The organism is Paenibacillus tabacirhizosphaerae (assembly GCF_040812395.1).
Classification (GTDB): Bacteria; Bacillota; Bacilli; order Paenibacillales; family NBRC-103111; genus Paenibacillus_E.
On record NZ_JBFNXH010000019.1, the window covers coordinates 55342 to 79739 of the forward strand.

A 24398-nucleotide genomic window follows, 5' to 3' on the forward strand; every position below is an offset into this window, starting at 1 on the left:
GTCTAATTTTTGGGTAAAATTGGAATATTCATTTATAGTTTCCCTAAATTAACAGAGGATTGGAAGATGATGCAAATGATGATGAAGAAACGAATCCAACAATCAGCTGCTATGATTGCAGCTACCGCCATTTTATCGCTTTCTTGTTTAGCTGTTCCGAATGCACAAGCGGCAGAAACGTCCGAGACAGCTCCGAAAATTGTCCAGGTAGCAGCTTCCGGCTCATCTTTAGCGCTTGACGACCAAGGAAATGTATGGTGTAGTGCGTTACATGCCATTTCTGTCAAGGATGGCTATCACCCCAATCTTATGATAAAGGCTAAGGGACTGAATCATGTAGTTCGTATGAGCGGGGATCTTGTACTAAGAGAAGATGGAACGGTGTGGACCATCGAAACGCCCGATGTGGCTCCATCCGATTTGAAGCAACATGTTTCTGCAGAGTTAGGCGATCCTATTCCCGATCTGAAAGAGATCGTCAAAATCCAGGATATCGGTATGCTAGGGTTAGCGATCGATAGAGAAGGAAAAGCTTGGTTCTTTGAATCCGCTCCTCGCTGGTTGAAGAATGATCCAACGTTTACTTTGAAAGCCAAGCCGGTACTTATCGAGGGGCTGGATCATGTAAAAGACGTATCCGTCTCTAATGACAGCGTAATGTTTTTAAAAGACGATGGTACTATATGGGGGATCGATACATATATCCCAGTTTCAAGAATTCACGGTGATAATCCATCCTTGTACGACACAATCCGATCTACGAAGCCGGTTCGGATGAATAATTTAAACGATATTGCGAAGCTAGGCAATAATATTGCGTTGAAGAAAGACGGCACGGTTTGGATATGGGGACGCGATAAGTTTGCAAAACCGGAAAGTGACATTTCGGAAAAGGCAATCGCTCCTTTTCAGGTAGCTGGACTTGCTGATATTGTCGATTTTTCCAAAATCGTCGATAATGGCAAGTCGGGTAATAAAACGCTCTTTGTGAAAAAAGACGGTACCGTGTGGGGCTGGGGGTTTTTCAGCGAAGATTGGATCCCTGGCAGTGAACCCGTTGGCGCTTGGAGAGACGTTTTCCAATTGAAATCATTATCCGATGTTGCCTACCTCCCAATCAGTGGTACTGATGCAGTAGTGAAAAAGGACGGCACGTTATGGTTGTGGGGAACAAACAATTCTTATAGTACCTTCATTAAAGATCCGCTTCCAGTAGAATTCAATGCCAATATGAAGTAGCATTGAAATGGGCCTGTCGTCTCCAGTCCAATAATCGACCCGGCGACAACAGGCCTCTCCATATAAGATCGGCGGCCGCGCACTTAGTTCTTCCCTCATGAAGACGGAACAACGATCCTCTATTCGTCTAAATAATCCTCTTTTTCACTTCGGAAAGGAACTACGGTACGTTAAATAGGTTAAAATCTGCCTAAACCCGGTCATTGCCTTCGCATAAAGCACTGTAGTTCCGCTCATGACCTTAAAAAGCAAATATAGCAATCGATAACGCATCTACGTTCCTCTCCCCATGACTAAAGGATCCTAGATCCTTTGAATCCTTCCATCTCCGAGGACGGACAGCATAATTCGTCGATCACCGTACCGGAAAACTGAGAAGTCCTGATCAGAACTTTAGCTATCTCGGAAGAAAATCCGGGGTATATGTATCAAAATTTTAAAGCAATTGAAAGCCCCGAATGGTTAAAAAGCTCCGTCATTTACGAATTGCATGCAAGAGCGTTCTCTGAAGGCGGATTTAACGGTTTAGCCCAAATCCTCAAGTTCATGCCATCGTTGAATGGCATGAACTCAGGGACATAGAGTTCCGTATGTGCTGCTCGTTTACGCTAGGGATGCTTTTGCTGTACATACGTCACGAGTTTATGCATGAACACCACAGCCTGCGCGCGATTCGTCGTCTCATGCGGATGAATGCCATTCGCATAGCCTTGAACAAGCCCCAGTTGCACTAAGGAAGCAACGCTGCCAGCTGCATAATCCGATATCGCGGAAGAGTCGGTGAAAGCATCCAATACAGACGAACTGCTGATCATCGTGGAAGGTTGACCCGCCGACCGCAGGGCCCGCTCTGCAAGAACCATCATATCCTCTCTAGTAATCGAATCCTGCGGATGGAAGCTGCCGTTTGCGTCCCCTTGCACGATTCCCAAGCCTCTTGCTTCGGCCAAAGGCTCTGCGTAATATTCACCTTCCCTCACATCAGCAAAGCTAAGTCCAGATTTGCTTTTGAGCTCCAACGCCTGCATAAGCAGGATGACAAAGTCGGCTCGAGTCACAGGAGCCTTGGGACTAAATATGCACTCCCCTGTACCGTTCACAATGCCTTTGTCAGCCAGCGCTTCGATGGCCGTTATGGCCCACTCGAAATCTTCGATATCATCGAAATGGTACTTGCTTGTAATCGCAAGCGAGGAACGAGAATCTATCTGAAGAGATGCCGTTACAAGCGCAGAATCAACCACCTTCACTCGGCTTAATAACAGCTCTGCTTTTCCATGGCTGATCGCTTCAAAATGAACTTTAAACAAGAGTTGGTCGCCATTTATGCCCTTGCCTTGACCAACACGGGTAAAAGCAAGCTGGATGTGATTGTCTTTTATAATAGGCCCTACCGAAAACCCTGGCAGGTCTGTCGTTGCATCCTTCAGCTTTAACCTAACAGGATCGTACTCCAGATTAATTTCGTAGGCATATACATCTTTGAGATGGCTTCCCTTGATAAGAACCTCAACAGTATCTCCTTTTAGCAAGCTTTGATCCGGAATCGCTAACGTATACGCAGGCGCTTCTTCGGCTTCAGATGCGGCAAAAGCAGATGGCAGGATGGCACTTGTTAGGAAGAGTAACATGAAGCAGTTGACAACCCATTTCCGCAATCCCAATATAGCTCCCCCTTAAACAGCGAAGAATATGTTAGATGAGCAGCAGGCAGAAGCACTATTCACTAGATACATTTCGTATCAAAATAAACAGTGCTCTACCTGCGTTTGAATACGTTTATGAATTACTGAAGTATTTTTTGCGCTACGGCAGCCAAATCGACGAGATCGACCTGATTATCATTGTTCACATCTGCTTTCTTGTATTGCTCCCAATCAGGATCTGCGGATGTTTTGCCATAAGCTGCTGCAACAATGGCCAAATCGCCGATGGAGAATTTGCCATCATCGTTCGCATCGCCTGGCGTTCTTGCTTGAACGGATTGCATGAATGCTTGGATCGCTGCATCCAGTTCCGTTACTGCTTGCTCTACTTGCTGCTGAGTTGCTTCTGGGTTTGCAGCAACAGCTTTCGCTTTATCAATTGATGCTTGCAGGGTAGCCTTAGAGCCGGCAGGATATTGGCCTACCTGCGAACCTTCAACAGCGCCGTCGTGCTTCGATTGAGCTTCCTGAATCCGAGCTTGCAAGGCAGTCAGGTCTACACTTGCTTTGATATGAACCGGATGGGAAGCTCCGCTCAATTCGGATTCGTTCCCTTGCCCATCAGCCAAAATCAGCTTGCTCAGCGCAATGACGGCATCCGCAGAATCAGGAAGAGATTTCGACTTCCAATGAAGCTGGATCAAATCGCCATTAAGAGGCGCACCGCCGATGTTCGCTGTAATCAAACGCACTTTGCCGGCTTCAACTTTATTGTCAACAAGGGTTAATCCTGATTTCAAAGAATCTGCGGAAACGAATTGGAGCAGATTCTCATCGAAGGTAATGTTGATGTCTTGTGCGTAGACGTTAGATGCAACACTTCCAAGCCCAAGCGTGACGTCAAAAGATTGCCCGCTGGAAACGGTTGCCTGCCCCGCTAGCGATGCGCCGGCAGACGTGGCGCCATATACCCAAACTTCCCGAATAGACCACCAACTCGACGATGTGCCTGTCTGCACTACCTTGATGTACCGTGCGTTGTGCGCCGGGAACCCGATGGTAATTACGGCACCCGTTCCGGTTCCGCTAGCAATCGCGCTGCCCCACTCTGTTCCGTCACTCGACACGTAAACCTCGTAACCGCGTGCATAATCCTGATTACTGCCGGTAGAATCCATAACCACCTTGTTGATGCTTTTGACAGCTTTCATATCCACCGTGAAGGATTGCCCCGGAACCATGGCTGTCCCTGTGCTCCAGCGAGTGGACATGCTGCCGTCAAGCAAATTCGCAGGACCGTCTCCGCTCGTTGGCGTTGAGGTCGCTGTCCAGCCTGTTCGGTCTAAAGGAATTGCTGGTGTAGTTGCGCTTGCTGCATGGCTGGCCGCCGAAACGTTGCCTGCCGCATCTTTAGCTTTGACCGTATAGCTGTATGTCGTCGTTGCTGCAAGTCCTGTATCGTTATAGGATGTCGAAGTTGAAGTGCCGGTGAGTATGCCATCGCGAAACACCTCATAATTCGAAACACCCACATTGTCTGTTGAAGCGTTCCAGCTCAAGTTGATTTGAGTGCCCGAAGCTGCTGTCGCAGTCAAATTCGCAGGAACACTTGGCGCTTGGTTGTCACTACCATCGGTGCCCACGAACTCCGTAACCGTCTGCCTCATGGCATCTCCTGGTGAATTGGCATAAACTTTACCGCCAATGTTGTTAATCACATGCGTGATTTCACTGCCAGCCTTACCATTCAGCCAGATTGTCGTTGCATGGTGAATTTTCACGCCTTCAACTTGAGGCACCTCAATCGCGCTATTCAGCTTCACAGCCGCATCCCTGAAGTAAGTATAAACACCAAGCCCCCAAGCTTCATGGCTGGTCACCGAATCTGCGACTTTATAGGAAGCATAACCATTCACGGTTCCATTCTGACTCATCCAATCCGATTGATTCGGAACATCGTACGGAATTTCGGATTGATAGAAGTATACCCGACCGCCATTGCCGTTCCACAAAGTCTGATACTCATTATGGTGCTCATTAAACAAACCGTACAACGTGACGTTATTTCCATTGACAATAAGACCATTTTTCGAGACGTTATTTGTCCATGCAGCACCTGCGCCGTGGTCTGCGCGCCACAGCCAGAAGTGATCGCCAATGACATGATTACTGTTAATCACCAGCGCTGTGTCATTCTTTCCAGCAATGTAACCTCCCTCCTGGAAAAACAGATCATGAAGTGATGTCGGATTCGCGGCATGGTTGTTCGTACTGCCTGTTGGTCCGACTTCTAACAAGGAGGGAGAATTATTTGGACCTGCATCATAAACGAGCCCTGCAATTTTGACACCGTCTACATCGGCAACCGACATAGCCGCTTTTCCGGTATCCGGGATCAGGGTAGGCATCCCAATACCAAGGATGACTGTATTTGGATTCTGGATACGAATTGTATCATTCAAGTGATAGATACCCGGCGTAAATAGAAGATTTTTCCCCTGACTAAGCGCAGCATTAATACTTGCCGTATCCGATGCATCTTGGCGTACAATGTAGAACTGATCGATAGAAATAGATTGACCCGGTGTTGAACCATTCGCCCAACTGGCACCTTGAGTATTCGCTTGAAGCGCCGGGACGAATACTTGATACTGACCTGCATGATCTATGTAAAGATAAGGCTTTTCTCTCAGAACCGGCGTTTTTTCAACTACCGTATACGGCGAGTCAGGAAATTGTCCAGTAGGCGGATTCGTGTTACCGACGAAAACCATGTTCCAAACACCGTTGGACCAGCTTGCCCATTGGCTGTTTCGGGAGAACCATTGCTGCTGAGACGCTGGAACAATAGCATTATCCACGATAGAATCAGCGAGAAACCCGCCACTCGCCCAGCCGGCGTTCCAATTTGCATCAAAATCGAACAAATCCAATTCGCCTTTCACGTGCAGCCGTCGGAGCGGAGCGGCCTGTGATACCGCAATTTGTGTTTTTCCGCTTGATGGGGTTATGGTCAGATTTTCGATTGAACGCCAAAAGTTGCGACTTGCGTTGCCATTATCCCAATCAGCATTCACATTCAGTCCGCCCTTGATATTCACATCTCCGGGATTTTGGCCCAAACCAGCTGCATGTGTGTAAAAACCGACATTAAAGTTCACGTTGTAAGTTCCCGGTTTGAATAAGAAAGCATCTCTCTCGCTGCTAAACTCATTAGACTCCTGTCTGCTGAACACGGAATTCGTAGTACCCTGAATGTCGGAGGCTGGCATCGATGGATCGAAAACGTAGACATTCGGACCGAAGATCGTAGAGTTTGCTTCGCTAATCGGCGTATCCGCCTTGGAAACACCAGGATTCCAAATACATAGTGCAAGACTCATCATAGAAATGGACGAAACCAGCTTTGTTATGATTCGCATAGGTTAACTCCCTTGGCTTGGAATGGATAAATAGAGCCTTGCATATATTCCGTTTTACGTGTCGCGGTTCTCTCTGTAAAGCCGTACAAACAGATACTCCTCTTCACTCGGAGTAAGCGCTTGCATATTTTCCGCAATCACCTCTCTCACTTTCAATATTATCCTTTCTTACAAGCACTAATCATAGTTGGTAAATTTATCATAAGGAAAATAGGTAAGCATTGAAAGCGGTAAACTTAAGATAAATGGTAGGGTTTATTAAGGTTTTTCAGATGGCTAACTCTCAGCCAAAAAAGAGCGGCTGCTCTTGCTAGTCTGCAAGAAACAACTGCTCTAATGCATTTACAGCTCTTTATTGCTCAAAGCTTTGCTGTACAAGAGGTTATAGATCTGATGCCCTTTTACGAAGACCTCCACATATTCCGCTTTGGTTCGGTTATTTTAGATACCAAACATGCGAAAAGAAATATAAGGATAACACCCATAGCGAATAGCCAGTTCCCGCTCGAAAAGCGTCATTCTTTCAATCGTCCGATTATTGATCAGCCCTCCGCCGTCAAGAACACGAAATGGAAGTGGATCAAATACATCCATAACGATTTTCTTGGCTGATTCATCGTCTCCAGTTACATAGATATCACTCTGCTGGTCTTGATAAATCGGTTCCTCCAGCACTTTATAAAACGTATTCTTGAACGCGCCGACAACAGTTGTATGTGGAAGCAGGCGCTGCATCTCTTCTGCGGCTGAGGTTCCCCAAGGCAATGTGAAAGCATTGAAATCCTCGGTGAATGGATTCGCGATATCCACGAGGATTTTGCCGGCGAGTCTTGTTTTATTCGCTGCGGCCCAGGGCTGCAAATCCCGAAACCATAAAGAATGAATAATCATATCCGCTTGAAGGGCTTCTGTAAGCTCAACCGGCTTAACAAATTCATACTTGCCTACTTTCACAAGGCCAGTCACTTTTTCAATGGAGCGCGACCCCCACATCAGTTCCTGGACAAAAGGGCTCAGCACGTTGACTAACCCTTTCCCCATACGTCCTGTTCCGATTACACTAATCTTCATTGTTGATGCCTCCCTCAAAACTAATCATAGACAATGGCTTCTCTACTGCCTGAGGACATCGTACCAATTGGAGAGGAACAGGGGAATGTCAGGAAAATTGCAGGGGTGCAACCACTCGTTTCACCCCTAAATGCCGGAGTATGATAAGCTTGTATAAAGATGTTCATGACAGCGAGGTGCCTACCAATGAATTTGGATATGTTTACAAGTTTCTTAGAAACAGCACGACTTAAGAGTATAGCCAAAGCCAGTCACCAACTTAACCTCTCTCATCCTGCATTGAGCAAACAGATACGCAAAATGGAAGATTTTTACGGGACAGCCTTATTCATCCGATCTGCTGCCGGTGTTGAGCTGACGGAAGCTGGAAAGCTGCTATATGAGCGCATTCCTCCTATTCTCTCCGAGCTCAAAGCAATTCAGGAGGACATTCACGCCTTAACGGGCAGCAAAAAAATAAAGCTGGGGACACTCCCCAGCTTGTCAGCGCACTATGTGCCAAAGGCTATTTTCGACTTGGAATCCAAAGGTGTTCAAATAGGCCTCACTGTTCAGTACACTTCCGAACAATTAGTGGACATGCTCCGTGTCCATACCATCGATGCAGCCATCGTAGATGCGCAGTTCGAATCCGGCTTTTTCTGGAGCAGGGAGCTGTTTACCGAGCCATTTTATGTCATTCTACCCAGTAGTCATCCCCTATCCACATGCAGCGCTTTAACCTTGGAACACATCAAAAATGAACCCCTGATTATGTACCCGCCTGCTTGCAGCATTCGCAAATGCGTGACCTCGCTTTATGCTGAGCTGGGAATGAGTCCGTGTATGAAAACCGAGATTCCTTTTGGCGATTTTATCCTTGGCTATGTGGCTGCTGGCGCCGGAATCAGCATTGTTCCCGAAATGATTGCGGCTCCTATCAGCAACCCTCTTTTAAAAGCAATTCCTATCGCTCATCCACAAGCATGCCGTACAATTACACTCCTTGCATTAAGCGAAACAACGGGGAAGCGATTGCTTCGTGATCTTAAAAAACAGTTCATCTATTAGCCCTTCGTATGGTTCTATTTGAATTTACAAATAATTCCATATATTTCTCTATCATTTGATAGCATTGACTTTACAGTTGCGCAAAATATTTCCCAGGCAATTTTCATGGATGACTGATCACGCCCCTATTGACTCCTGTACCGAGGCTAGAAGCGCTGCTTCCCGCGTACACCGCCTAATTTAAATACCAAAATGCCGCCAGCAATTACCAGCACACCTATCAACTTGTTGAGCGTAAAAGGAACCTTGTCCAGACCTAACCAGCCTAACGAGTCCCACAATAAAGCAAAGCCGAGCTGTGAGGTCAGCGCGATAGAAATTGCATACGTTGGACCAAGCCGCTTCATGCCCTGCACCAGACAGATGACTACACCAACGCCGATCATGCCGCTGAACCAGTACCAGGGCTCCATATTTCGTAATACAAACATACGTTCCCCATCCATCATGAGACCGATCGTTAATGAAGCAAGGAATCCGAGGCCCAGCACTAATGTCGTCGTTGTCCAAGATCCCGCCCGCTCATTCACCTTGCTGTTGAATATATTTTGCAAACTGACCAGCGAACCCGCGATAACCGCTAATAGCAGTCCAAGAATCATTGCTTTTTCTCCTCCTTTTGCTATTCGTAAATATTATGATTTGCCAAGGCTCTTAATCCGTCTCTGTCCTTAACAAGGATGAATCCTCGATTACGGGCAATCAGGCCCTCTTTACAAAAGAGTTGAATAACCCGATTCAGATGCCTATAACTGGTTCCGATTAAATTCGCCACATCCCTTAGAGTGGCTGTGTTGAATTGCCCCTGAAAGCGGCAATCGGATTCATCGAAAGAGACAGACAATAGATAACTTGCTAACCGCACTTCCACCGATACAGCCTCGACCGTATTCATAATGTCAATACCTTGGATATATTCAATGTCTCCGATGAGATCAAGTGGTGTTTTAAAAGAAAGAATAAGTGTTTTCCCATCCAGCGAGGTGGTATAAATTTTAACCTTCCCTTTAACAAGTACGTAAAGGTATTGTGAAGGTTCTCCTTGGGAGCAGATGGCTTCGCCTTGATGAAACAGGTACAGCGACAAATGCGGCATGATTTGCTCATTAAATTTGTTTTCGATGCCGTGAGCGTGCAAGTAATGAAGCAGCAACTCACGATCTTTCAATTCTTTCATAACTAGATTCCGCCTCCATCCTTCCGATCAAAACCTTAATATCACCACACCCGCTATCATCATCCCGATGCCGATGAACTGCGGCAATCTCATCTTTTGCTTCGTAATGCCGAACCATCCCTGACTATCAATAAAAAAAGTCAGACTCAACTGGGCAATCAGCAGAGCAGATATGGCAAGTGTAACACCAATTTGATGAATTGCCGTGACATTGCTGAAAATAATGACCGCCGCAAAAGCGCCGCCCGTCGCATACACCGGTTTTACTTGCTTAAGCTTCAACCAATTAGCATCCCGGACGAACATCAGGATCATTCCGGCTACAAGGAATCCAGTTAACTGCGTAATCGTCGCCGCTTGCCAAATGCCAATATCTTGGCTAATCCGAGAATTGGCTACACCTTGCAGAGTTAAGCAGGCTCCACCTATAAACGCGAACAAGCTCCCTCTCATTATTCTCTCTCCCTGCATATAGATCTTTCTACCATTAAATGACATGGTCAGGCTTATTAGAAAGGACATATGTCCTTAACAGATCCTGGAGAAAATCTGCGGCTGTGCCTCAGGTCCTTGTCTAAACCCATACGGTTGAGTATGGGGAGGGAACTGGGTGTGGGATTCCGACCGTTTCTTGAAATCGTCTTTTTATTGAATTTACTTAGCGGTAATAAGACGATTTCAAATACGGACGCTAACGCTTCTCCACCCCACACCCATTCCCTCTATTCTACTTTGAGCTGCCTTCCACTTCTCTTTTTCCTAACCGATCCTCGATTCGGTATTCCTATCCATGGAGCCCCCTGTAAGATTCCGGGTGCATTTCGCCTTCGCAAGCTTCGCAAGAAAACGTGTGACAGCCGCCATGCGGTGGCGACAAAAAGCGCGCCCGAGGAGGTGCCACCGGATCGCCAACTTCCCATGCACAGCGATATCGACGGAACTACGATGCCTTATTCCACGCTCACGTCCCTTTTCTCCCCCTGAAGAGGAACTAGGGTGCGTTAAATGAGCGAAACTGTGCCTAGAACCCAGCATTTCCTGCTCATAAGGCACCGTAGTTCCGCGAAACGTCCCTACAACCGAAAATACCGCCTCTTAACGCACCCACGTTCCGCTCACCTGTGCAAATAGACGATCTATCTCAGATCGAGGCGATATGGGGGATCCAAACTGCTGCGGCACTTCCGGATCGCACCCACGTTCCGCTCACCCGTGCAAATAGACAATCTATCGCGTCTAGGCGATATGGGGGATCCAAACTGCTGCGGCACCTCCGGATCGTCTGCGTCCATCCTGTCAAATGCTCGTACCACACGATGCGTGTGGGATCTCTCCGCTCTGCGAGCTCGTCACATACACACCTGACGACATATGCTTTCTGCTAGAAATGTGTACCCCTAACGCTTTAGTTCTGTAGAAGATTTAAACATTTGTAAAAGAAAAAAAGGAGCAGCCTCGGGCCGCTCCTTTACCTAGTAATCCTGTCTTTGTATAGGTCGCGCTTCACAATGCAGTTATATCTGAAAATCCGCATAAGTGTTTTGGATTAGCTGAGTAATTAGTTGGACTTAGACCCTCCAATTGCCGTTAGAATCCCTTTGACATTAGGGTCCGCAAACGCATCAAGCAAACCTTCAATTCTTGAACGGATGGAAGAGGAGGAGCAAAGTCGTCCGATTCTACGCAGTTTTTGGAAAAAGAGACCTGAAATCCGAGTGGGTTTTATCAATTTAAATCTGTTGAATCCAATGGCCTTCGGGGTCGGCGAGGACGGTTTGCCAACCATGAGCCTTTGCAGCGGTCAGGTTGTGCTCGGCATCGTCAACAAAGACAACGGGCGCCCCTTCAGGAAAACCAGCGGAAGCGAGCCGGTAGATGTCCGGGGATGGCTTCGCAAACCCGGCTTCACTGGAGATGGTGACGGTTCGCAGGTAAGGCCGCACTGGCGCAAGGAAGGGAACTAACCATTCAGACCGGTGGTTGCTTAGAATGTGCAGGTCGTAGGTCTTGCTCCAAGACGGCAGCCGTTCATACGCGGGAAGCGGCTGCAGGCAGGAAAGCATCAGGCTGCGTGCTTGAGACGCTTCCATGGAAGTCTGCACGGAGCAGGCCCATTCAAAGAAACCCGGTTCGGTGATCTCTCCGGTCCAGAGCTTGTCTCGCAGCTCCTGCTTGTAGCGCAGGCGTACTTCCTCGTAGGTTAGAGAGGCGGATGCAGCAAGCTCATGCCAGAAATGAGTTAAATTCGTACCTAGTACTCCCCCGACATCGAGAACGAGTTGGGTTTTGATCGTCATATGAGCACCTCTTTGGCTAACTTTTCTCTCATTTTAATTGGATCCATCGCAGAAGTAAACGCTGGACAGCATACAAGAAAAAGGCCCTGAGTTGGAATCAGGACCTTTTCCCGCGGTTTTCATACGCTCAATACAGCATTCCAGATAGAGATAAGCAACCATATAACAAACAGACAATCGGTTACTAAAAATACAGCATTAATTGAAATACTTTTCAACTGGTTATGTCTAATGCACGCATGCGTGCTTGTCTCCATGCAGTCCCTATCCTTAAACCGTGCTTTCAATTTATTGAGATGATGGGAAGCGAAAATTAAAGCGGAGACAGATGCGAAAGGCCACAAGAATAAGGCAATCAACAATACTGCTAGTGCATTCACTAGGCATTCATTGGGCGAAACAATCTTAAGCTTCAGAACGAGACATGCTGCAAGATTAATGGCAAGAATAGCTAAGCCCAGATAGCCAATGATAATGCCTTTATTTTTAATTCTCATCGGAATCACCGTATCGTCGTGGTCTTCTCATCTTTCGGTTATTGCGTTAAAGCATGTTCCTTTGCGCCGTATCTCTCGAAACATTCCTTAACCGACTGTTTCAGTATGTTGCAGCCCGCCTCCAGCTCCTCCATGGAAATCGTTAACGGCGGCATCAGCTTGATGACGGAGTCCTGACGGCCAACCCTTTCCAGAATAAGCCCCAACTCGTAACAGCGCGTGGCAATTTCTTTGGAAATGTTAGCATGCGTGCTTGCGGATACATCGACACCCCAGAGCAGACCCATTCCCCGAATCTGGATATCTTCGCTTATCGGAGCGATATGCTCCTGCAAAAACCGGCAGACGTATTTTCCTTTCTTATGAACCTCGGCTTCCAGGTTAACCTGCTCTCTATACTCCAACGCCGCTGTTGCGCCTACGAATGCAAGTTGGTTACCGCGGAAGGTTCCCGTATGCTCTCCTGGGCCCCACACATCCAATTCCGGTTTTAACAGGGTAATCGCCATGGGAAGTCCATAGCCGCTGATCGATTTGGACAGTACGACGATATCCGGCACGATGCCTGCCCGTTCAAATGAGAAAAAGGGACCCGTGCGGGAGCAGCCTACCTGAATTTCATCGCAAATGAGCAAAATGTCGTGGCGATCGCATAGTTCTCGAAGGCGCTGCATCCATTCGATCGGCGCTTCGTTCAGGCCGCCTTCCGCTTGCACGGTTTCAAAAATAATGGCCGCCGGCTTATCGATGCCTGAATGGTCATCGGTCAATACCTCATCGATATAATGGATGGTGTCAAATGTATTCATATAGCCGGTTGGAAAAGGCATAAAGGATACATTGTGCAAATCAGTCCCGGCTGCCAATCTGTGGTACAAGTTGCTGGTTACCGACAAGCTGCCAAGCGACATGCCGTGAAAGGCGCCCATAAAGGAGAAAATGCCCGAGCGTCCTTTCACTTTGCGAGCCAGCTTTAGTGCCGCTTCCACCGCATTCGTACCTGTCGGCCCGCAAAATTGAACTTTATAGTCAAGCTCTCTTGGCTTCAAAATGAGTTCCGAAAATGTATGCAGGAAGGTTTCTTTCGCTGAGGTATACATATCGAGGCCATGGGATACGCCGTCCGATTCCAAGTAATCGACCAGCTTTCTTTTGATGTAATCATTATTGTGGCCGTAATTCAAAGCGCCCGCGCCCGCGAAAAAATCAATATACGCTCTTCCTGATTCGGCGTACAACAAGGACCCCTTCGCTTTGGTGAACACATCGGGAAAAGACCTGCAGTAGGATCGCACATTTGATTCCATTTTTTCAAAAATAGACATAAACTCACTCCTCTTCGATTTGAAATATTTGTATGAAAACGCCTTGCGCTTTAAGCGGTGACTGCTTCCGCCTCGTGCTCTTTGTGCGATTGCTGCCGATACAGCTTGGCATATAAACCTTCGTTCGATAAAAGCTGTTCGTGGCTGCCCTTTTCCTTGACGACGCCTTGATCCATAACATAGATGATGTCTGCTTGCTCGACTGTCGACAGCCGATGCGCAATCATCAGCGTCGTCCTGTTTTTCATCAATGTATGTAAAGCCCTTTGTACCCAAAACTCGGATTCAGCATCCAATGCAGAGGTAGCCTCATCAAGCAGGAGTATCGGGGCGTCTTTGAGAAGAGCCCGGGCAATGGCAATTCGCTGGCGCTGCCCGCCGGATAGCGAAGCGCCCCGCTCGCCGACCATCGTCTCGTAGCCCTCTGGCAGTTCCGTAATGAAATCATGCGCATAAGCGGCAACCGCCGCAGCCTTCAACTCTTCATCCGAGGCATCCGGTTTCCCGAAACGGATGTTATCGCCAATTGTGCCGTGAAACAAATATGGATCCTGTGGAACATACGCAGTCAGCTCCCTGAGTTCAGCAAGCGTATAATGACCAAGCGGCTTGCCAAGTATGCGGATCGTTCCGCCCGTGGGCGGATAGAAGCCGAGAAACAGCTTCATGACTGTGCTTTTGCCGCTGCCGCTTGCGCCTACGAGCGCAACTACCTGATCTTTCTCCACGGAGAGCGTGCTCCCGTTTAGAACGGGCGCAGCCTTGCCATAGCCGAAGATAACGCCGCTCATTTCTAATTCGGCGCTTGGCGTTGCCGCCTGCGAGCTAGCGTCCGCATGGGCAGACACATACCGGTCCGGCTCTGCCGGTTCATCCAGCAGCTCGTATACCCGAGCAGCGCCCGCGAACGAATGCTGAATGAGCGAAACGATGCTGCCGAGCTGCAAAAATACCATTGAAACGCCGGTTTGCAGCTGGATGATTTGCCCTAGAACGCCGAGCTCGATCATATGCTGCGCATACATGAGAATCCCGACGACAAGCATCCCGCCCAAGCTCAAGAAATTAATGAGGAAATTGGCAGCCTCCAGCAGACCCGTTTGATGCCCCTGCTTCATCGCGGAGGCTGTAACTTCGCCATTCATATCGTAGTAACGCTTCGTAACCGTACGATGCAGCGAAAACATTTTGATGACTTGCAGACCGGCAAGCAGATCGGATAACCGCTCGGTTAAGCCGCCCGCTTGCTCCTGATACCGGTCGCTGATTTGCCGCAAAGGGCGCGCAAAGCGCGTATTGATCAAGACGGACAACAGGCCCAGCGCCAGCAACACCAAGGCGAGCCGCCAGTCAAGCACAAACATGACGGTCAGGGAGCCGATCAAGGTCAGGCATTCTACAATGATCGATTTCATATGCTCAGTGAACGTTTGCTCCATCAACTGCATATCATTCGTCGTGCGCGATACGATATCCCCGGAATGATGGGCTTCATAGAAACGCTGCGGCAGCCGTCCCAACCGCCCAAAAACGTGCAGCCGGATTTCGGCCATCGTTTGCTTTACGCAGCGGTGATACATATAGCTGAATAACGGGGAAAGCACACTTAGCATGACGAAGGTGCCGCCCATAAGCCAAACCGCCCTCATAAGCGTCGCCATATCGCGATGCACAGAAAAGTCAAGCAAATATTGAATAACAAATGAAATCAGGATTGAGATGCTGGCGTTGCTGATGCTATCCCCGAATAATCCGATATAATACGTTTTGCGGCGCGGCTGCATAAAAGACATCAAGCGTTTGAATTCCTTGTAGGACTGCCTTAGGAACATCTCCTAAGCCCCCTCTCTGTTCGCGCTGTCAGTGCCTTCTTGCAGCATAAACTGTTTAAAATACAACTTTCTGTACGGGCCGTTGCTGCGGATTAGCTCCTCATGCGTGCCGCACTCCACAACCTGCCCATCGCTCATATACATGACACAATCTGCATGATGGATCGTTGACAGACGATGTGTGATAACAAGCACGGAGCGGTCCTTCATCACCCGATCGATCGCCTCCTGAACGATTGCTTCGGAGTGGGAATCAAGCGCGGAGGTCGGTTCATCCAGCAGCAGAATCGGCGCATCCTTGAGCAGTGCGCGCGCAATGGCGATTCGCTGCTTTTGCCCGCCTGACAACGATCCCCTCTCGCCGAGGACCGTTTCGTACCCCTCCGGCTGCTGCATAATGAAATCATGCGCATTCGCTTCTTTCGCGACTCGAACGATATCATCGCGGGTAGCTTTCAGGTTGCCGAATCCGATGTTCTCGGCGATCGTGCCGGGAAACAAGTGGGTATCCTGGGAAACGAGCGAGATGTGGCTGCGCAGTTGCTCCAGACTCCATTCCTGCAGAGGGCGGCCGAGCACCTTGATCGTACCGCTGCCCGGCATCACCTCGTAAAAGCCGCAAAGCAGTTTGAACAGCGTGCTTTTTCCGCAGCCGCTTGAGCCTACGAGCGCGATGGTCTGTCGTTTGGGCAGCCCGAAGCTCAATCCGTTCAGCACATTCGATTGCCCTTCATAGGAGAACGTGACGTTTTCAAATTCGATGGGCACCGCTTCCAGATCGACCTCTTTGATAGGCTGAATGTCCGGCTCCAGCGGCATATCAAGCACTTCGAACAGCCGGCTGGCTGCCCCGGTTACTTCCTGCACCTGAGCAGAGAGCACCGGGATCATCGAGATGGGCTGAAGGACAAACGAAAACATATACAAGAAAATAATGATATTGCCCGATGTCAGCTCGCCATGCTCAATCAAGTAGCCGCCGACAGCGACCATAAGAACGAGCGGTGACGACAGCAGCAGGATGCTGACCGGGGACATGAGCGCACGGCGCTTTTCCAACTGCAGGCTCTTGGATAGAACCTGCCCGATGACTTTGCTGTACGTCTCAAACAACGTGATCTGCCTGTTAAACGCTTTGACCATCGGAATGCCGCCTATCAAATCCTGGGTGACCGCGTTTGCTGCGCCCAATCGTTCCTGAAGCTGCTCGGAATAGCGGGAGATTGGCCTGCTCAAGATGGCGGTGACGGCAATGCCGACCGGCAGAAGAATCAGGCTGAACAGGATCAGCTTCCAGCTCGTAACCAGAAGTATCGTTAGTGCGCATACCAAGACGACCGGCATGTAAAAGAGATTGGCAAAATGATGGGTAAAAAATGTTTGCAGGACCATCGTATCGTTCGTCAAGCGGGAGACGATGTCACCCGATTGCTGCTTTTCTACCGTGGAAACCGGCAGGTTCTCCAAATGGTTCGCAGCCGCATTGCGCAAATCGCGCAGCGCATAGGAGCTAAATCGGGTTGACGCATATTTGATCAAATACTTCGAGATCAACCCGACCAGCGCCATTGCGGCAATCAGCCCAGCGGAGTACAGCAAGGCACGCGAAGAGCCGTCAACCATTTGCTCAATCAGCTTCCCCAACCCGATATCGACGCCCGCAGCCATGAGCGAGGTTATGATCGTCAAAAGAACCCAAAAGCTGTATGGCTTCATATAGGCAATTAACCGAAAGAAAATCGGCTTCGGCCTAGGCGGCTGCGACTTGCTTTTTCGACTAGCCAAAGTATCGCTCCTCTTCATTGCGGGTTACTGAGCTAAAATCCTCTTCACGATCTCCGCATTTTTTGCGGCGTAAGGCGCATCCAGCATGTCTTCATGAGGGCCTGCTCCTGCATAGAGACGGTATTGCGCAGCTGTTGATTGATTCCATGCAGTGCTGCTGCCAGGTTTGCTGCTTGAATGGATATCGTGTACAAGGTGGATGTTTGCGCGTACCGTTCCGCTATTTTGCAGCCCATTCAAATAGACCATATAGCTCCTCATTTTTTGAATCACCGTGGTTTTGAACCCTTCGTTTCTAACATAATCTTCATACTTTTCGCTAGACTCCGCTTCCTTCACCAAGGCATCGATTTCTTTAGCCACTGTCTTCTCCGATTGGCGGATGACTTTGCTTTTCCTGGACGCATCCAGCATGATCAGATCCGATACTTCGTACCCCTTCGCCTCCATCGCTTTCGCCAGTTCAAACATGAGATTGCCGCCGGCGGAGTAACCCATAAAGACATAAGGGCCTTCCGCTTGAACACGGGTTACAAGTTCGATGTAGCGCTCCAACCGATCCTCGGTTTCAATAAAATCGAGAGCATAGAGCGCATGCGAGTCCAAATGGTCAGCGATCTCTTTAAACACAAAACCGAAACCTCCGACAGGCGGGAAGCAGAATACAGGATGATCCGTTTTCCGGTTCAATAAAGTAATCGGTTGGTTGAAATCGATTCTCAGCTCTTTGGAATCCACGTATTCCGCCATTTTTTCCACAGTTGGATGCTGGAAAACATAGTGCAGCGGCACTTCCTCCCGCAGCGACTCGAAAACTCGCGTGACCAGCAGCGCAGCTTTCAGCGAATGGCCGCCGATTTCGAAGAAGCTGTCGTGAACACCGACTTGCTCCAGTCCAAGAATCTCCTGCCAGATGACGGCGAGCCGTTCTTCGGTCACATTCCGAGGGGCGACATAAGCTGCGCGAGCCAAGGCGCTCTCATCCGGCTTCGGCAGCGCTTTTTTATCCAGCTTACCGTTCGGAGTCAGCGGCATCGCGTCCATACGGACGATATAGCTCGGCATCATGTAAGCTGGCAGCCCAGAGGAAAGATAGCTTCTCAGCTCTGGCAAGTAAAGGCTCTCGTCAGCGACAATGTACGCGCTGAGCGCCTTTTCCCCGCTCAACTCCACCGTTACGACGACCGCTTCCTGCACCTGTTCATGGCGAAGCAGTACAGCTTCGATGTCTTCGAGTTCGATCCGGTAGCCCCTGATTTTCACCTGTTCGTCGAGACGGCCGATGTATTCGATCGTACCCTCAGGCAGCCAGCGGGCTAGATCGCCCGTTTTGTATAATCGTTCGCTTGCGCCTTCCCCGGATGTGAAAGGATTGATAATAAATTTCTCCGAAGTCAGGTCTTCACGATTCAAATATCCGCGGGCCAAACCGTCCCCCGCGATGCAAAGCTCGCCAATGATGCCGATCGGCTGCATATGATGATGGGTCTCATTCACAATGTAGACCTGTGTGTTTGCAATCGGCCGACCGATTGTAATGTCCTTATCCGGCGCCAGATCACGCAGGAATGTGGCGACGACGCTGCTCTCCGTAGGACCGTACTCATTCACAAGCTCGATGTGCGGGAAGAGCTGTTTGCTTCGCTCGATCACCTGCTTATTCACCTTCTCGCCCGCAACAGTAATGATGCGCAGCGAGTCTCCTTCTTCGGTGCTCATGCAATCAAGCAGCGCCGAGTACAGGCTTGGTACGCTGATAAAGTGGGTGATACCGTGCTTTGCGATGTGCTTTTTGATCGCGAAAGGGTCTCTCGCCTCATCTTCTTGCGGCAGGACAACCGTGGACCCCGCCAATATCGGGGTGAAAAAGCTGGTCACAAAGCCGTCAAAAGCAAATGAGAACAGCTGCAATACGTTGTCGTCTGTGCTCAGTGCGTATTCCGACTTCCTCCACAGGAGATTGCCCGTGATGCTGCGATGCTCGACCATAACGCCTTTCGGGTTCCCCGTCGTGCCCGATGTATAAATGATGTAGGCCAAATCCGTCATTGCGTTGATTTGCTCCAAATTGGATCCGTTGGCCGCGTAGAGCTGATCGTCGTTCAGATCCAGCCACTTACCATCGAAGGCGGCCCTTACGTCCTCGCTCAAGCCCGCTAACAGCCGCTCTTGCGTCAACACGATAGTTGTGCCGCTATCCGCAAGCAAGTAGCGAATCCGCTCCTGCGGATACTGCGGATCAATCGGCACATAGGCGCCGCCGGCTTTCAGTATCGCCATGATGCCGACGATCAGTTCCAGCGAGCGGCCGGCCATAATGCCGACACGCGCTTCCGGACCGACACCCATATCCCTCAGTGTCCTGGCCAGCCGGTTGGCCGCCTCATTCAGCTCCGCATAGGTCAACTGCTGCTCGGCGAAGATAACGGCAGGCTGCTCCGGAGTCAGCGCCGCCTGATCCTCAAACAGTCCGTGCAGCGTTTTGCCTGGCAGCACATCGGTCTGAGTCGCATTGAACAACGCCAATTGCGAACGCTCTTCTTCCGTTATCATGTTAAGCTCAGCTAACTGCGTATCGGGACGAGTGAGCACGTTATCGATCAGGTTTAACAAATGGAGGCCCATCCGCTCGACTGTCGCTTGGTGAAACAAGCTGGTGCTGAACGTCAGATTAAATCCGATCTCATCCTCTGTCTCGACAGCCGTTAACGCGAGATCGAACTTCGCGACATGATGTTCGAGCGGGAACGGTTTGAACTGAAGCCCGTTCAGTTCAATCTCGGCATCCTCGGTATTTTGGAAAATAAACATCGTATCAAACAGCGGATTTCGGCTCATATCTCTCTGCAGGCCCAGACGCTCCACCAGCAGTTCAAACGGATAATCCTGGTGTTCATAGGCCTGCAGCGACGTTTCTTTGACTTGCTGCACGAAGCCCTGAAACGTTAATCCGGACTCCGGCCGGCTCCGCAGCGCTAACGTATTGACGAACATCCCGGTGACATTTTCCACATCCGCATGAGGTCTGCCGGCAATGGGTGTGCCTACGACAAGCTCATCTTGACCCGAGTACTTGCCGAGCAGCACGTTGAATGCCGCGAGCAGCACCATATACAGTGTCGTTCCTTGCGCTGCGGCGAACGCGTTCAGCCCCGCCATTCTCTCCGAGCCTGATCCGAAAGAGATCGAATTTCCGTCGAAGCTCCTCACTTGCGGCCTTGGGAAATCGGTCGCGAGGTTCAGCAGCGGCACTTCGCCGTCAAACTTGCTTAACCAGTACTGCTCATGCCGCTGCATGGCACCACTTTGGAAGAGCTCATTTTGCCATACCGCAAAATCCTTGTACTGCACATTCAACGTAGGCAACCTCTCAGAGCCTGCGTACAAGGCAGCAAAATCGTTCACAATGATGCCGCTCGACACCCCGTCGGAAACGATATGGTGCATATCGCAGACAAAAACATGCTGATCGTCAGCCTTGCGAATCAAAGCTGCGCGAATCAATGGCGCTTCATTCAACTTGAACGGACGGATGATCGACTGAACGAGCTGAACGGCAGCTTCGTCCGAATCAGCGTGAAGCACCTCCAGGCGGACTTCCAGATCGGATAGGGCATGCACCCTCTGCCTCGGCTCCCCATCTACCGTGTGGAACGAGGTGCGCAGCGATTCGTGCCGGTCAATCAGCGCCAGGTAAGCTTGCTCGAATCGGCCCACATCCAGCTTGCCTTCAATCAGCATCACATCCGGCATGTTATAACCGATGTTGTCAGCCTCGAACTGCTGAAGAATGAACATCCGCTTTTGCGCGGAAGACAGCGGGTAATGCTCCTGCTCAGGCGTTGGCTGAATCGAGTGATACTCCTGTGCGGAAGACTGGTCGATAAACGCCGCAATCTGCTGCACCGTCGGCTTTTCAAACAGCGTGCGCAGCGGCACTTCTACGCTCGTTTCGCGATGAATTTGCGCAAGGAGCATCATCGCTTTCAGCGAATGGCCGCCCAATTCGAAAAAGTTATCGTGAATCCCGATGCGTGGAGTGCCAAGCATTTGCTGCCAGATGACGCAGAGCTTGCGCTCCGTTTCATTGGACGGTTCCGTATAGTCGAGCTCGTGCAGGCCATCCGGTTCAGGGAGCGCTTTGCGGTTGATTTTACCGTTCGGCGTTAACGGAAGCTGATCCATTTGGACCAAATATGACGGTACCATATAGCCTGGAAGCTCCTTGCCCAAGCTTAATTTCAGCTCCGAGACTGGCAAGTCATCGTCAGAAACGAAGTACGCACACAAGTACTTCTGGCTGTAAGCATCCGTCCGGTCGATGACGACAGCTTCTTTGATACCCGCTTGTTTCAGCAAAATAGCCTCGATTTCACCGAGCTCGATCCGGTAGCCCCTGATCTTGACCTGGTGGTCCACCCGGCCGACATAAGCCAGATTGCCGTCAGGCAGGAAGCGTGCCAAGTCGCCTGTCCTGTACATGCGGATCCCGGATTCGCTGCGGAATGGATCCTCCATAAACACTTTGCTTGTTCGCTCCGGGTCGTTCAAATAGCCGCGCCCGACCCCGATGCCGGATACGCATAATTCGCCCTGTACGCCGACCGGAACAAGTTTCATATACGGGTCAACGATGTAAACATGCAGGTTTTGCACCGGTTTGCCGATGGGCACGGTTTCCAGCTCAGGCGCATTCTCCATCACATACAGCGTGATGTCATCCGACGCTTCGGTTGGCCCGTACGCGTTGACCAGCTTAATGTGCGGGTAGCGTTCGAACCATCTTTGGGCCAGCGGAGGTTTAATGGATTCCCCGGTTACCAGCACATACTGCAGATCAGGAAGGGGAACGGCTACTGGCTGATCCAGCATCGCGGTCATATAGGAAACGACCATCTCCAGCACCGTCGCTTTATCTGCTGCCACTTGGTTCATGAATTCCCGTACGTTCAACACGAGTTCATTGCTGTATATCGCCGTCCGTCCCCCAAGCACCAAGGCCGTGACCAACTGCCAGACGGAAATATCAAAGCAGTGCGGCGCATTCTGGGCAATGACGCTATGTTCATCCAGTTGAAAGGCGCTGATCATCGCATCCATATGATTCAGCATGCCGGCATGTTCCAGCATGGCGCCCTTCGGTTTTCCAGTTGAACCGGATGTATAAATAACATAAGCAAGATGGCTGGAGGCGAGTGCCGGAAGGGTTACGTTCTCCTTCTCAGCTTGACAGATGGCTTCTTCATCTCTATCAATGGGAACGATCTTGCCGTTATAACGCTGTTCAATGTCAGGCGTTACAAAGGGCATTTCGGTCAGCAGGCAGACTGCGCCGGAATCGGCAAGCAGTTCGAGAATTCTTTGCTGCGGATAATCCGGATCAATGGGTACATAAGCTCCCCCAGCCTTCCAGATCGCCAGTATACATACAATCATTCTTGGTGATCGGTGCAGCAAGATAGCCGCCAAATCTTCCTGCTTCATGCCGGATACAAGCAAGTAACGGGCTAACCGGTTGGCCTGCTCATCCAGCTCACGGTACGTCCAGTTCGTGCCTTCGAAGCTGATTGCAACACGATCCGGCATTTCCGCCGCTCTCTGCTCAAATAACTGCGGCATCGTGACAGAGAGGTCAAACGGAACGTTGGTATCGTTGAATACATGGACGATCTGATGCTTCTCCGCCTCGCTTAGCATTTCGATTTCAGCCAGATTGGCATCGGGATTGACTACGATTTGATCAAGCAGCCGCACAAAGTGGCCGGTCAATCTGTCCATCGTCTCCCTCGTAAATAACCGTGTGCTGTATTCCACATGAAACCGAATTTGCTCCTCTTCTTCTGTCGCTTCCATCGAAAGATCAAATTTCGCAATGCGGCTATCTGTCTCATACGGTGTAAATTGGAGCCCTTCCAATTGGGTAGACCCGACAGAAATGTTCTGCATGCTGAACAAAGTATCAAACAGCGGGTTGCGGCTTAGATCGCGTGCCATATTTAACTGGTCTACAAGCGATTCGAACGGATAGTCCTGATGCTCAAATGCGCTTAATGTCGTATCCTTCACCGCTGCCAAAAACTGCTTGAACGTTTGCCCGCCCTGCGAGCAGTTCCGCAGCGCAAGCGTGTTGACGAACATCCCGATAACCGGTTCAAGCTCCGCGCGCGGCCGCCCGGCAATTGGCGTACCGATCGCAATGTCCTCCTGCCCGCTGTATTTGGATAGCAGCACGTGATAAGCCGCCAGCAGCACCATAAACAGCGTTGTTCCGGTTTCGGAGGCCAGTCTTTTGAGTCCGTCAGCCAGATCTTTCCCGGAGACGACAGTCAAATAATCGCCCTCAAAGCTTTGAAGGGAAGGTCTGGCAAAATCGGTCGGCAAATCAAGCACCGGGATCTCCCCCTGGAATTGAGACAACCAGTAGGTTTCCTGCTGTTGCATGAATTCCGATTGGAAAAGCCCATTCTGCCAGACGGCATAATCTTTGTAATGAATGGTCAGGTCCGACAACGGTTCGTCTTGATACAAACGAACGAATTCGTCGACGAGGATCGCCATCGAAACCCCATCGGAAATAATATGGTGCATATCGAACAGGAATAGATGGCGTGCGGGCTGCAGTTGGATGAGTCCAACATGAAGCTGAGGCGCCTTGGCTAAATCAAATGGTCGGATGAACGCTTCCACCAACGGATCAATTTCTGTAAGGCCTTGAGTTGCATCGATATATTCTATCTCGAATGGTACATGCTCATGTACGGTTTGAACCGGCTCGCCGTCTACGACTGAGAATGAGGTTCGCAGCGATTCGTGCCGTTCAATCAAGCGACTGAACGATTGTTTGAATCTTTCGAGGCTCAGCTCTCCATCGATGAACATCACGCCGGGCATATTGTATGCCGTTCCGGAGCCTTCGAATTGCCCTAAAATAAACATCCGCTTCTGGGCAGAGGAAACCGGATAGTGCTCACGCGGCTCTGCTGGCGTCAGCGCTGAGTACGCTTCCTTGTCGGTTCGCGCAATATGCAGCGCCAGCGCCTCTATCGTCGGCGACTCG

General features: G+C 49.9%; 13 protein-coding genes. 2 read left to right on the top strand and 11 right to left on the bottom strand.

Going from position 1 to position 24398, the window contains the following annotated elements; all coding sequences use genetic code 11:
- Positions 1–66 precede the first annotated feature (66 nt).
- Positions 67–1239, top strand: a complete 1173-nt coding sequence (locus tag ABRS97_RS24095) for an RCC1 domain-containing protein (protein ID WP_367818246.1) — start codon at positions 67–69, stop codon at positions 1237–1239.
- A 608-nt stretch (positions 1240–1847) separates the two neighbouring features.
- Here ABRS97_RS24095 and ABRS97_RS24100 read toward each other — a convergent pair.
- The 3 genes from ABRS97_RS24100 to ABRS97_RS24110 all read right to left on the bottom strand — a co-directional run bounded on the left by ABRS97_RS24100 (position 1848) and on the right by ABRS97_RS24110 (position 7378).
- Positions 1848–2903: an S-layer homology domain-containing protein gene (locus ABRS97_RS24100; RefSeq protein WP_367818248.1), complete on the bottom strand. Its 1056-nt coding sequence runs from the start codon at positions 2901–2903 to the stop codon at positions 1848–1850.
- 122 nt (positions 2904–3025) lie between these two features.
- A complete protein-coding gene (locus ABRS97_RS24105) occupies positions 3026–6307 on the bottom strand; it encodes a discoidin domain-containing protein (RefSeq protein ID WP_367818250.1) in 3282 nt (1093 codons plus the stop codon).
- A gap of 441 nt (positions 6308–6748) precedes the next feature.
- Positions 6749–7378 carry an NADPH-dependent F420 reductase gene (locus tag ABRS97_RS24110; RefSeq protein WP_367818252.1) on the bottom strand — a complete coding sequence of 210 codons (630 nt, stop codon included), beginning with the start codon at positions 7376–7378 and terminating at the stop codon, positions 6749–6751.
- A 186-nt stretch (positions 7379–7564) separates the two neighbouring features.
- On the opposite strand from ABRS97_RS24110, the gene ABRS97_RS24115 reads away from it, so the two are divergent.
- Positions 7565–8428: a LysR family transcriptional regulator gene (locus ABRS97_RS24115; RefSeq protein ID WP_367818253.1), complete on the top strand. Its 864-nt coding sequence runs from the start codon at positions 7565–7567 to the stop codon at positions 8426–8428.
- 146 nt (positions 8429–8574) lie between these two features.
- On the opposite strand, the gene ABRS97_RS24120 is transcribed toward ABRS97_RS24115, so the two are convergent.
- The 8 genes from ABRS97_RS24120 to ABRS97_RS24160 form a co-directional block, all read right to left on the bottom strand.
- Positions 8575–9030 (bottom strand): DMT family transporter, encoded by a 456-nt coding sequence (locus tag ABRS97_RS24120; RefSeq protein WP_367818255.1) that lies wholly within the window; start codon positions 9028–9030, stop codon positions 8575–8577.
- Positions 9031–9050: 20 nt separating this feature from the next.
- The gene (locus ABRS97_RS24125; protein WP_367818256.1) at positions 9051–9605 is read right to left on the bottom strand and encodes a Crp/Fnr family transcriptional regulator; all 555 of its coding nucleotides are present in this window, start codon (positions 9603–9605) and stop codon (positions 9051–9053) included.
- Between the two features lie 27 nt (positions 9606–9632).
- Positions 9633–10058 carry a DMT family transporter gene (locus ABRS97_RS24130; protein WP_367818258.1) on the bottom strand — a complete coding sequence of 142 codons (426 nt, stop codon included), beginning with the start codon at positions 10056–10058 and terminating at the stop codon, positions 9633–9635.
- A gap of 1277 nt (positions 10059–11335) precedes the next feature.
- Positions 11336–11902 (bottom strand): HAD family hydrolase, encoded by a 567-nt coding sequence (locus ABRS97_RS24140; protein WP_367818260.1) that lies wholly within the window; start codon positions 11900–11902, stop codon positions 11336–11338.
- Between the two features lie 535 nt (positions 11903–12437).
- Positions 12438–13724 (bottom strand): diaminobutyrate--2-oxoglutarate transaminase, encoded by a 1287-nt coding sequence (ectB, locus tag ABRS97_RS24145; protein ID WP_367818262.1) that lies wholly within the window; start codon positions 13722–13724, stop codon positions 12438–12440.
- A 50-nt stretch (positions 13725–13774) separates the two neighbouring features.
- Positions 13775–15556: an ABC transporter ATP-binding protein gene (locus ABRS97_RS24150; protein WP_367818264.1), complete on the bottom strand. Its 1782-nt coding sequence runs from the start codon at positions 15554–15556 to the stop codon at positions 13775–13777.
- A 3-nt stretch (positions 15557–15559) separates the two neighbouring features.
- Positions 15560–17341: an ABC transporter ATP-binding protein gene (locus tag ABRS97_RS24155; protein ID WP_367818265.1), complete on the bottom strand. Its 1782-nt coding sequence runs from the start codon at positions 17339–17341 to the stop codon at positions 15560–15562.
- A 24-nt stretch (positions 17342–17365) separates the two neighbouring features.
- Positions 17366–24385, bottom strand: coding sequence for an amino acid adenylation domain-containing protein (locus tag ABRS97_RS24160; protein WP_367818270.1), 7020 nt, complete (start codon positions 24383–24385; stop codon positions 17366–17368).
- Positions 24386–24398 lie beyond the last annotated feature (13 nt).